Source organism: Asaccharospora irregularis DSM 2635, from assembly GCF_900129815.1.
Lineage (GTDB): Bacteria > Bacillota > Clostridia > Peptostreptococcales > Peptostreptococcaceae > Asaccharospora > Asaccharospora irregularis.
In genome coordinates this window covers 1-12,457 of the sequence record NZ_FQWX01000047.1, presented here as the reverse complement: position 1 = coordinate 12,457, position 12,457 = coordinate 1, and the positions used below count along the sequence as shown (strand labels likewise).

The following is a 12,457-nucleotide window of genomic DNA, read 5'->3' as shown; positions in this document are numbered from 1 at the left end:
AAAAATACCCCTTTCTGGCATCTGATTATATTTTTATCATTGCCATAAAGGAGTATTTATTTCATCATAAGCACAAATTATTTTACGTTATCAAAATTAGTGTATTTATAAGAATTAGGTTTGAATATAAAAATATGGTGACTTTTATTTTAGATCACCATATTTCTTATAATTATTTTGAGTTTGTATATAAGTATAGTTTAAGCAACCTATCTTTATCTATGATGGTTACACTACCTCTAGATAGACTGATTAGCCCATCATCAGCGAAGTATTTTAACATTCTAGATACTACCTCTCTAGCACTACCTATATATTTAGCAATCTGAGTATGAGTCAAATAAAGGGTATTAGATTTATTTTTAGATGACTCTTCTATTAAAAATAAAGCGAGCCTTTGATCAAATTTCATAAATAATATCTGCTCCATTGTCCACATAACATCAGAAAACCTATCTATAGTAGCCTTATAGGAAAAGTTTTCAACATATATATTATCTTTAATTAATGTAGAGAAGATATTAGAGTTTATTAAAAATACCTGACTATCTACCTCTGCATCTATATACACATCAAAAGTTATATTGTCTAAAAGACAAGATGCTGACAATGTGCACAAATCTCCATCAAACAATCTATATAGAGTAACTTCTTTTCCCTCATCAGACATCATATATGTCCTAAGGGTTCCGCTTTTAACAATTATAATTCCCACACATTCGCTAGAACCATTGTGTATGTGTGCTTCTTTTTTATAATTTACCAGACTTGAATTATTTATTATAAGTTCTTTTTGGTCATCATTTAACTTATTCCAAAATGGTAAAATAGAAGATAGATATTCCACTTGGTCATTACTTAACATTATTTTCACTCCATTATATTTTGTAGAAATTTATATTTTTAATATACACTATAAGGTTATGTTTATCAAGCTGATAACTCCTATGTACTGGAAAAGTTGTCCAGTTATGTCCTGCTGGTGACTAGTTATGCAAAATATATTGATTTTTGAAAATAATCTGTTATGTTAAAAGTATAAAACCTAATATATTTAGCATAAGCCACTTATTGTATTATAAAAATAAAAATTAGGGTTATTAAATAGAGGGGAATTTGATATGGATTTTAATGGTAAGATTTTAATAGCGGCTAACTTAGTTCTAAGTCTATTAATAAGTTCATTTGTGTTGGTATGGGGGAAAAATGTAGAAAACAAAAATACAGTTTTATTTATGTTTATGGTACTTGAGTTTATACTTGTAGTTTTATTATTCATGTACGTATTTATGAAAGGGAAAAGTTACAAAAGATAGGAGATTTGACAAATTTTAAATGTATAGAACTGCTTTATTTACATGTTTAAAAGTGATGGAATGTAATAAGTAAATTACAGGCCATCACTTTTAGTATTTAATAGTGTTATTTAACTTTTGGCTAAAAGTATATACAATACGGAAAATTTTATATAAAATATACATATTATGGAAAAGATTTAAAGAGTTATAAAAAAGTTATAATGGGGGAACTTTTTAATGATTAAGTTGAAAAAACTGATAATATTTATTACTATTTTGGTAATAGTAACACCGGGATATTCATATGCCCATAACAACATTTTAAATGAACATTCTAAGTCGGCTATATTAATTGACCAGGATACTAACAGGGTGTTATACGAAAAACAAGCGGATGAAAAAAGACCTATAGCTAGTTTGACGAAGATGATGACTTTTTTGATAGCAATAGAGGCTATAAAAGACCAGAAAGTAAATGGAGATGACTTAGTAGAAATAGACAAGCAAATAGCAGCTATAAAAGGATCTACATGCCACTTAGAAATAGGTGAAAAAGTAGAGTTAAAAGAGTTAATGAAGGGATTGATGTTGGTTTCAGGTAACGATGCAGCTATGGCAATAGCAAAGCATATAGGAGGATCTGAGGAAGGTTTTGTAAAGTTGATGAATGAAAATGCAAAAAAAATAGGGCTGAATAACACCTATTTTATAAACACAAATGGTCTTCCTGTATATGATACTAAAAATCCTGAGCTGGATCCAAAGGAAAATCAATCTACAGCTAGAGATGTGGCGATACTTGGGAAATATATGTTTGATAACTATCAAGAGGAAGTTACAGAGGTAACTGCTATGCATACATACTCTAATGAAATGAGACATTGTACATACAATAATACAAATCCATTACTAGTAGAAGTTTCGGGTGTAGATGGAATTAAAACAGGTTACACTGACAGAGCTGGATATTGTCTTGCCTTCTCAATGGAGGTAAGCCAAGATAATAATAACGCCAAGGACCATAGGCTTTTAGGCGTTGTATTAGGAACAGGAAATAAAAATGATAGAAAGATAGCAGCAGAATCTATATTAAAGTATGGAAAAGATGAATTTCATATGGAAAAAATAGCCCAAAAGGGTCAAATCATAGGAAAAGAAAAGGTACAAGACATAGATGGTTTGGAATTAGAGTTAAAAGCTGGAGATGATATTTATGCCGTGCTGAGTAAAAATGAGATATTCACTCCAAAAATAGAAGTTCAAAGTGAAAAAATCAAGTATCCTATAAGAGATGGCGATGAAGTAGGTATTGTAAAATACTATAATGATTCAGGAGAATTTATCCAAAGTGGCAAATTACTTAATAGTGGAGATACAAAAAAGCTTCCTATAAAAACAAAAACAAAGATACTGTACAAATATATATGCAATTTATTTAATAAATAATTTGTATATGGGAACAATAATATTAAATAAATGCATTTATTAAAATAGATGAGAGTTACTTATAAATCTTGAATTAGGATTATAAGTAACTCTTTTTAGGTAAACATATAAATACATAATAAAAAGTGTCCAAAATATAGTAAAATATAAATTAGAAACAAAATAAAAGAATGGGGGTAGGTTACTTGTGAGAGTTTTATTCACAGCAAATTATGGAGAAGAAAAATTTAATAAATTAAGAGAATTAGGATATGAGGTTTTTTATTATCCAGAAAATAGAATAGAAAACAACGAAGAGGTAAACTCGGTGGATGTTTTAGTCACATATGACCCATTCAAAAGACTAGATATATCCCAGATGGAAAACCTAAAATATATACAACTTACAAGCATAGGGGTAGATCAACTGCCTAAAGAAGAAATTGCAAAGAGAAATATAAAAATAGCAAATAACAAAGGTGGATATAGCATACCTATAGGTGAATGGATAGTTTTATATATTTTACAAATTTATAAAAATAGCAAAAAACTTTTTAAACAGCAGCAAGATAAGACATGGAAGATGGATATGTCTATAGATGAAATCTATGGTAAGAAAATAGGTTTCATAGGTACTGGAACTATAGCATTAGAGGCTGCGAAAAGACTAAAAACATTTGGAGTAGAGATGTGGGGATTAAACACTGAGGGTACAAATAAAAAGTACTTGGATAAATGTTTTTCAAGGGATGAAATTGACGAGGTGCTAAAAAACTGTGATGTTATTGTATGCACTATGCCAGCAACAAGCGAAACTATAGGTATGATGAATAAGGAGAAGTTTGATTTGATGAAGGAGAATTCTGTATTCATAAATGTTGGCAGAGGAAATGTAGTAAATGAACAAGATTTAATAGACTCTATAAGCAAGTTTAGGGGGGTTGCCCTAGACGTTTTTGAAAATGAGCCTTTAGACAAAGAAAATAAACTTTGGGAATTTGAAAATGTAATAATAACTCCTCATAACTCATGGGCTTCTAGTAGAAATGATGAACGAACGTTTAATACAGTATATAATAATTTAAAACACTACTTATTAGATAATAAACCATTAGATAATATTGTAGATATAAGCAAGGGTTATTAGATATAGTGTTTAAAAATATATCATAAGAGAAATATTAAAAAGTTACCAAGGGTACAATAATAATGGTAACTTTTTAATATTTTAAAATAGAAATTTTTCTATAATATATAGAATATAACAAAAAGTTGTCAATAATATAAAAGAGAATAAAGAGGTGAATATTTATGGATATAGAAAATAAAATCAAAAATTTAGTAGATGAGATAAATTATCATAATGAAAAATACTACAATCAGGACTCACCAGAGATATCTGACTATGAGTATGACAATCTTATGAAAGAACTAATAAAATTAGAAGAAGAAAATCCGAATCTAAAAAGAGTGGATTCTCCAAGCAATAGAGTTGGGGGAAAACCTCTGGACAAGTTTGAACAAATACAACACAAGGTAGCAATGTTAAGCTTATCGAATGCATTTTCTAAGGAAGACTTAAAGGACTTTGACAGAAGAGTAAGAGGAATGGTAAGTGGGGATGTTGAGTATGTAGTTGAATTTAAAATAGATGGACTATCTGTAGGTTTGACATATAATAACGGTGTTTTTGAAAAAGGAGCAACTAGAGGAAATGGAATTGTAGGAGAGGATATATCTAAAAATCTAATGACTGTAAAAAGTATTCCGTTAAAGTTAGACGAAGATAATGAGTTTGCTGTAAGAGGAGAGGTATACATATCAAAGAAAAATTTCGAGAAGGTAAATAGACAGCAAGAAGATAGTAATCTTCAATTGTTTGCAAACCCTAGAAATCTAGCAGCAGGATCTTTAAGACAGTTAGACCCTAAATTAACAGCAAAAAGACCATTAGATATATTTATATTTAACTTAGAGTACATAGAAAATAAAGCAATTAAAAGTCATAGTGAGTCTTTGGAGTTTCTTGAAAATTTAGGATTTAAAGTTAGTCCTAATTATAAAGTATTTAAAAATATTGATGATGTAATAAATCATATAGAATATTGGACTGAAAATAGAAGCAGTTTAGACTTTGAAATAGATGGAATGGTTGTAAAGGTAAATAGTTTAGAGCAAAGAGAAAGTATGGGCTATACAGCAAAAAGTCCAAGATGGGCTATTGCGTATAAGTTCCCAGCAGAAAAAAAGAAAACTAAAATAAAAGAAATAATTGTAGAAGTAGGTAGAACGGGTACTATAACGCCTACTGCTATTCTTGAACCTGTAAGACTTGCTGGAACCACAGTGAGTAGAGCAACTTTACATAACGAAGATTATATAAGGGAAAAGGAAATAATGGTAAATGACACTGTTTTAGTTCAAAAAGCGGGAGATATAATACCTCAGGTGTTAGAGGTGATAAAAGAAGAGAGAACAGGTGATGAAATACCTTTTAATATGCCTGATAAATGTCCAGTATGTTTAGAACCTACAGTAAGATTAGAAGGTGAGGCGGCTGTCAAATGTATAAATATGTCTTGCCCTGCTCAAATAAGAAGAGGAATAATACACTTTGTATCTAGAGAAGCTATGAATATTGATGGACTAGGTGAGTCGATAATAACATTATTACTAAATAAAAATATTATAAGAGATGTTTCAGATTTATATTATATAGAAAAGGAAGATGTAATAGATTTAGAGAGGATGGGAGAAAAATCTGCTGATAATCTAATAAAATCTATACAGAAATCCAAGGAAAATGAACTGTGGAGACTTATAAACGGTTTGGGAATTAAGTATATAGGTGTAAAAGCCGCCAAGATACTTGCTAACAACTTCAAAGATCTAGATAAAATAATGGATGCTAAAAAAGAAGATTTAGTTAATTTAGAAGAGTTTGGAGATACTATGGCAAACAGTGTTATTAAATTCTTTAAAGAAGAAAAGAATATACATGTAATCAATAAACTTAAGTCAGCAAAGATTAATACTAAGCTAAAAGAAGACAAAGGCTTAGGATTAGAAAAAATATTTGATGGAATGAAGATTGTATTAACAGGAACTCTTCCTACATTAAAAAGAAATGATGCCAAAGAAATGATAGAGTTAAGAGGAGGAAAGGCTACTTCAAGTGTTAGTAAATCCACGACGTTTGTATTAGCAGGAGAAGAGGCAGGGTCCAAGCTTACTAAAGCGAATGAACTAGGGGTTAAAGTTATAGATGAGGAGAAATTTTTAGAGATTTTAAACTTATCATCCAAAGAGGAAGTTCAGGAAAATTTATAGTAAATAACACTTTTTGTTTAATAGGTAGTAAACTATATTCAAAAGTGATAGAATTATTCAATGGGTCAAATTATAATACAATTTTGACGGTATAAAGGCCTTATAATTTTATAATAAGAATCATTTATATATATAAACAAACTAAATAGATTTGAGAGGGATTTTTATGGTAAGAGTCAATAAGAGAAAAAACGATGAAATAAGAGACGTAAAAATAACAAGAAATTACACTAAATATGCAGAGGGGTCTGTTCTGATAGAGATGGGAGAAACTAAGGTTATTTGTACTGCATCTATAGAAGAAAAAGTACCACCATTTTTAAGAAATACTGGAACAGGATGGATAAATGCTGAATATTCTATGTTACCTAGGTCTACTCATCAAAGAAAAATTAGGGAGTCTTCTAGAGGAAAAGTAGATGGAAGAACTCAAGAGATACAAAGATTAATAGGAAGGGCTATTAGGTCTGTTGTAGACTTAGAAAAGCTTGGAGAAAGAACAATATGGATAGACTGTGATGTTATTCAGGCAGATGGAGGTACTAGAACTGCTTCTATAACTGGGGCATTTGTTGCCACGGTAGATGCTATATATAAACTTTATAAATCAAAATCAATAAAAAAGATGCCTATAACAAACTTTGTATCTGCAATAAGTGTAGGTATAGTAAATCATGAACATATACTAGACTTATGCTATGAGGAAGATTCTGCTGCACAGGTTGATATGAACTTGATAATGACCGACAAGGGAGAGTTTGTTGAGGTGCAAGGAACAGGAGAAGAAAGTCCGTTCTCAATGGAAGACTTAAATAAATTATTAGATTTAGGGAAAAAAGGAAATAAAGAGTTAATAAAAGCCCAAAGAGAAGTTCTAGGGGAAATAGCAGATGAAATACTGGGTGTAGAATATGGAAATGAAGTTGTTATAGCCACAAACAATGCCCATAAGCTAGAAGAGATAGGTGCAATACTAAAGGATTTTGATTATGAAATATACTCTTTAAAGGACGTGGATTTAGCAGGCATAGAGATAGTTGAAGATGGTAAGACATTTGAACACAATGCTTTTATAAAGGCAAGAACTATAGCAAAGAAAACTAAGATGATAGCTATAGCAGATGACTCCGGCTTAGAGGTTGATGCTATAAATAAAAAGCCTGGAATTTATTCTGCTAGATATGCTGGTGAAAATGCTACAGATGAGGAAAATAGACAAAAGTTACTAAAAGCTATAAAGAATGTTCCTATGAGCCAAAGAACTGCTAGGTTTGTATCTGCTATAGCCGTAGTATTTCCAGATGGCAAAGAGTTTGTAGTAAGAGGTACATGTGAAGGCAAAATAGGTTTTGAAGAAAAAGGTGCAAATGGATTTGGGTATGACAATATATTTATAGTTAATGGATATGACAAAACATTTGGAGAGATACCGAGTTCAATAAAAAATACTATAAGTCACAGAGCCAACGCATTAAAGTTAATGAAAGATGAGTTTTCAAAGAGGATAGTAAAATAATGAAGATAGGTGTATTAAGTGATACTCATAGAATGATAAAAAATATCAATAAAGCCATCCCGTATCTAAAGGAATGTGATTTAATAATACATGCAGGGGATAACTTTTCTGACTCTAAGTACATACATAAAGCTACCAACGTCGATATAATTGCAGTAAAGGGAAATTGTGATTTTGAGCATGTAGAAGATGAATTAGTTTTTGAAGTTGATAAAAAAACAATATTTTTATCACATGGAGATTCATATGGGGTAAAAAATGGTATAGATAGAATAGAGCAAAAAGCTAAGGGAGTTAATGCAGATATTGTTATATTTGGTCATACTCATGTCCCATTTCAAAAAAATAAAGACGGTATTATATATATAAATCCAGGTAGTTTATCTTTACCTAGGGGTGTAGAATATAAGAGCTTTATAATTATAGAAATCGAAGATGAGGCTATAAAAATAGAAGAAATACGTATTTAATAGTTATATTAAATGAGCAATATTTAAATATGAGTATAAAGTAAAAACTAAAAATAAATATATAAAAATAAAAAAATAAATATATAAAAATAAAAAATAAAGGTATAAATGTAGGTATAAAAAATAAATATAAAAGGGTGTTTTTAAATAGGAGATTGCTATGGAATTTATATTAGGGTATGTTTTAATATTTATTGCTAAATGTTCAGACGTTACATTAGCTACTATAAGAACAATATTTGTTGTAAAAGGAAAGAAAAAATTAGCATTTTTTGTAGGGATCTTTGAGATTTTGATATATCTATTTGCTATGGATAAAGTTCTTAGCAGCATGTCAGATCCTTTTAAAGTTATGTCTTATGCGTTAGGATTTGCAACTGGAAACGTTGTAGGTATAACATTGGAGTCAAAGCTTGCTATTGGGCTTATAACAGCACAGGTATTTACAAGCAAGGCAGTAGATGAATATGCAGAGTACTTAAGAGCGCATGGCTTTGGAGTAACAGTCATAGAGGGAAAAGGAAGAGAAGGGATTAAGTATATATTACAAATAGTACTTGATAGAAAAAAACTAGATTCGTTTGAAAAAACTGTTACAGAGTATGATCCAAGCTCATTTGTAGCGGTGTCAGAAATTAGAAACGTAAGAGGCGGTTACTTTGGTAGAACAGCTATGAAGTAAAAAAAATAGTATTATAGATAAATATTACAAGATAAGTCGTTTGCTATCGCAAGGGAATACTTGTAAATAAAAAAACTTATGTGATATAATTAAATAGTTATATTATAATTAGAATGGATTATAATACCATATGTAGATATGAGGTATTACACAATTATTTAGGAGGAATAGAATAAATGAAAGCAGAACTAATAAAAAAAGAAGGTAACAAAGTTACTTTAAAAATAACAGTAGATAATAATAAATTTGAATCAGCAGTAAATAAAGCATACAACAAAACAAAGTCTAAATACAACTTACCTGGATTTAGAAAAGGTAAGGCACCTAGAGTAGTTATAGAAAGCCAATACGGCAAAGGGGTATTCTACAATGACGCTATAGAAATATTATTCCCAGAAGTTTACCCACAAGCTATAAAAGAATTAAACATAGATCCAGTAGATAGCCCAAATTTAGATGTAGAAGAAATAAGCAAAGACAATGGATTAGTTATGGTTCTTAATGTTGAAGTTAAACCTGAGTTTGAATTAGGAAACTACAAAGGTATAGAAGTAACTAAAGTTGAGAATAATGTAACTGAAGATGAAGTAGACTTAAAATTAAAAGAAATGTTAGATAGAAACTCTAGACTAGTAAGCGTTGAAGACAAGGCATTAGAGAGTGGAGATACAGCTGTAATAGACTTCGAAGGATTTGACAATGGAGTAGCATTTGAAGGCGGAAAAGGAGAAAACTATAACTTAGTTATAGGATCAAATACATTCATACCAGGATTTGAAGATCAATTAATAGGTAAAAAAGCTGGAGAAGAACTAAAAGTAGAAGTTAACTTCCCAGAAGAATACCATGTTGAAGCTTTAGCTGGTAAGCCAGTTGTATTCGAAGTAAAGGTAAATGATGTAAAAGTTAAAGAAGTACCAGAATTAGATGATGAATTTGCTAAAGATGCTAGTGAATTTGATACATTAGCTGAGTTAAGAGCTGATATAAAAGCTAAGTTACAAGAAGAAGCTAAAAAAGCAGCAGAAGTAGAGTTAAAAAATACTATAGTTGAAAAGGTTGCTGAAAACACAGAAATAGATGTACCAGAATCTATGATAAACAACCAAATAAACAACATGCTAAACGACCTTAACTACCAATTACAATACCAAGGTTTAAGCCTACAACATTTATTAGAAATGACAGGTAGAACTATGGAGCAATTAAGAGAAGAAAGAAGAGAAGATGCTAAGAAATTAGTTAAATCATCTTTAGTTCTAGAAGCTATAGCTGATGCTGAAAAAATAGAAGTAAGTGATGAAGAATTCAATCAAGAATTAGAAAAAATGGCTTCTGCTTACAACATGGAAGTTGAAAAAATAAAATCATCTTTAAGACCAGAAGATATAGAAGATATAAAAGGTCAAGTAAAAATAACAAAAACATTAGACTTATTAGTTGAAAGTGCAAATATAGCTTAGTTTTTTACAGTAGCCTCTTGGCTACTGTAATTAATATACACAATAAAGATATAAGGGGGTATGATCTATGGCATTAGTACCTGTAGTCGTTGAACAAACAGGAAGAGGAGAAAGATCTTACGATATATATTCTAGACTTTTAAAAGACAGAATAATATTTTTAGGAGATCAAGTTAATGATGCTACAGCAGGACTTGTAGTAGCGCAGTTGTTGTTTTTAGAGGCTGATGACCCAGATAAAGATATACATTTATATATAAATTCCCCAGGAGGAAGCATAACTGCTGGTATGGCTATATACGATACAATGCAATATATTAAACCAGATGTAAGTACTATATGTATAGGTATGGCAGCTTCTATGGGTGCATTTTTATTAGCAGCAGGTGCAAAAGGAAAAAGATTTGCTTTACCAAATAGTGAAATTATGATACATCAACCACTAGGAGGTGCTCAAGGTCAAGCGACAGATATAGAAATCCATGCTAAGAGAATAGTAAAGATAAAACAAACCTTAAATGAGATTTTATCTGAAAGAACAGGGCAACCACTAGAAAAAATAAAAATGGATACTGAGCGTGATAACTTCATGACTGCACAAGAGGCTAAAGAGTATGGCTTAATAGATGAAGTGGTTACAAATAGACCGTAGATAGGAAGAGGTGCTTAATATGTCAAAATATGAAGAGAAGAGACAGTTAAAATGTTCGTTCTGCGGCAAAGACCAAGATCAAGTAAGAAGACTGATAGCAGGCCCAAATGTATATATTTGTGATGAATGTGTTGAACTTTGTGATGAGATAATCCAAGAAGAGATAGAGGAAAATATACAAGATGAGGGCATGGTATTGCCAAAACCTAAAGAGATGATGGAAATACTAAATGATTATGTAATAGGTCAAGACAGAGCGAAAAAAGCTTTATCAGTAGCAGTATATAATCATTACAAGAGAATTTATAATAAGAAGTCTAGTAGCAAGGATGTAGAAATTCAAAAGAGTAATATTTTATTATTAGGACCTACAGGTTCAGGTAAAACGTTACTTGCTCAGACTTTAGCTAGAACACTAAATGTACCTTTTGCAATGGCAGATGCCACATCTTTAACTGAGGCAGGATATGTAGGTGAAGATGTTGAGAATATTTTATTAAAGCTTATTCAATCGGCTGATTTTGATATAGAGAAGGCAGAAAGAGGTATAATTTACATAGATGAGATAGATAAGATTGCTAGAAAATCAGAAAATCCATCTATAACTAGGGATGTTAGTGGAGAAGGTGTTCAACAGGCTCTTCTAAAAATATTAGAGGGTACAGTTGCCAATGTTCCACCACAAGGCGGTAGAAAACATCCTCACCAAGAGTTCTTAAAAATAGATACTACAAATGTATTATTTATATTAGGAGGAGCTTTTGACGGAATTGAAAAAATCGTTCAAAAACGTGGAGGAGAAAAAACTCTAGGTTTTGGAGCTAAAATAGAAAGTAAAAAAGAACTAGATATAGGAAAATTATATGCTAAAGTTTTACCAGAGGATTTATTGAAATTCGGATTAATACCTGAATTTATAGGTAGAATACCAGTTTTAGCTACATTAGAATTACTGGATGAAGATGCTTTAATGCAAATTCTAAAAGAACCTAAAAATGCTTTAGTAAAACAATATAAGAAATTGCTAGAGTTAGACAATGTTGAATTAGAATTTGAAGATGAAGCTCTACGTGCTATAGCTAAAAAGGCAATAGAAAGAAATACAGGGGCTAGGGGCCTTAGAAGTATAGTTGAATCTACTATGATGGAAACTATGTATGAGGTGCCATCAAGAGAAGACATAAAGAAAGTTATAGTTACAGAGAAATCTGTAAATGAAGATTCAGAAAAGCCTATTATTGTACTTAAAGATGAAGAAGAAAGTGCATAAATAATTAGGCTGTATAATATTTAGCGTTGATGGTAATAAAAAATCCATAATTGTCGTTAGACAAAAATGGACTAATTACTATCAGCGCTATTATTTTTTAAAAAAATAAAGAACACATGTCAAACTCGTTGTATAATTAAGTCACGACAACAAAATAAACGAGGAGGTTTGACATGTGCTCAAATGATATTATATCAAATATTCTAGGAATTAGCGATAAAAATTTAGTATTTACAGGAGATGGAATTGAAAAAATAAGAGGTATTGAGTTTAAGGTATTAAACGCAGTGCTTACATATGTTCCAAAAGCATGCTCTAAATGCGGTTGCGTAAATGAAAATTATTCAGTAG

11 protein-coding genes are annotated in these 12,457 nt (G+C 30.5%); 10 read left to right on the top strand and 1 reads right to left on the bottom strand.

Annotation, left to right across the window (positions count from 1 at the left end; genetic code table 11):
• Nucleotides 1-172 precede the first annotated feature (172 nt).
• Nucleotides 173-865 carry a Crp/Fnr family transcriptional regulator gene (locus tag BUB34_RS11860; RefSeq protein ID WP_073127567.1) on the bottom strand — a complete coding sequence of 231 codons (693 nt, stop codon included), beginning with the start codon at nt 863-865 and terminating at the stop codon, nt 173-175.
• 256 nt (nt 866-1,121) lie between these two features.
• Between BUB34_RS11860 and BUB34_RS11855 the strand changes: the two genes are divergently transcribed.
• The 10 genes from BUB34_RS11855 (at nt 1,122) to clpX (ending at nt 12,106) form a co-directional block, all read left to right on the top strand.
• Nucleotides 1,122-1,316: a hypothetical protein gene (locus BUB34_RS11855; RefSeq protein ID WP_073127565.1), complete on the top strand. Its 195-nt coding sequence runs from the start codon at nt 1,122-1,124 to the stop codon at nt 1,314-1,316.
• A gap of 219 nt (nt 1,317-1,535) precedes the next feature.
• Nucleotides 1,536-2,744: a D-alanyl-D-alanine carboxypeptidase family protein gene (locus tag BUB34_RS11850; protein ID WP_073127563.1), complete on the top strand. Its 1,209-nt coding sequence runs from the start codon at nt 1,536-1,538 to the stop codon at nt 2,742-2,744.
• Between the two features lie 187 nt (nt 2,745-2,931).
• A complete protein-coding gene (locus BUB34_RS11845; protein ID WP_073127561.1) occupies nt 2,932-3,870 on the top strand; it encodes a phosphoglycerate dehydrogenase in 939 nt (312 codons plus the stop codon).
• A gap of 164 nt (nt 3,871-4,034) precedes the next feature.
• A complete protein-coding gene (gene ligA, locus BUB34_RS11840; RefSeq protein ID WP_073127559.1) occupies nt 4,035-6,053 on the top strand; it encodes an NAD-dependent DNA ligase LigA in 2,019 nt (672 codons plus the stop codon).
• A gap of 166 nt (nt 6,054-6,219) precedes the next feature.
• Nucleotides 6,220-7,569, top strand: coding sequence for a ribonuclease PH (gene rph / locus BUB34_RS11835; protein ID WP_073127557.1), 1,350 nt, complete (start codon nt 6,220-6,222; stop codon nt 7,567-7,569).
• Entirely contained in the window at nt 7,569-8,039 is a 471-nt protein-coding gene (locus tag BUB34_RS11830; RefSeq protein WP_073127555.1) for a metallophosphoesterase, read from the top strand. Before rph ends, BUB34_RS11830 begins: the two co-directional genes overlap by 1 nt.
• A gap of 160 nt (nt 8,040-8,199) precedes the next feature.
• The gene (locus BUB34_RS11825) at nt 8,200-8,721 is read left to right on the top strand and encodes a DUF2179 domain-containing protein (RefSeq protein ID WP_073127554.1); all 522 of its coding nucleotides are present in this window, start codon (nt 8,200-8,202) and stop codon (nt 8,719-8,721) included.
• Between the two features lie 176 nt (nt 8,722-8,897).
• Nucleotides 8,898-10,184, top strand: a complete 1,287-nt coding sequence (gene tig, locus BUB34_RS11820) for a trigger factor (RefSeq protein WP_073127552.1) — start codon at nt 8,898-8,900, stop codon at nt 10,182-10,184.
• A gap of 67 nt (nt 10,185-10,251) precedes the next feature.
• Entirely contained in the window at nt 10,252-10,836 is a 585-nt protein-coding gene (gene clpP / locus BUB34_RS11815) for an ATP-dependent Clp endopeptidase proteolytic subunit ClpP (RefSeq protein WP_073127550.1), read from the top strand.
• Between the two features lie 19 nt (nt 10,837-10,855).
• On the top strand, nt 10,856-12,106 hold the full coding sequence (gene clpX, locus BUB34_RS11810; RefSeq protein WP_073127548.1) for an ATP-dependent Clp protease ATP-binding subunit ClpX: 1,251 nt from the start codon (nt 10,856-10,858) through the stop codon (nt 12,104-12,106).
• The last annotated feature ends 351 nt before the right edge of the window (nt 12,107-12,457 follow it).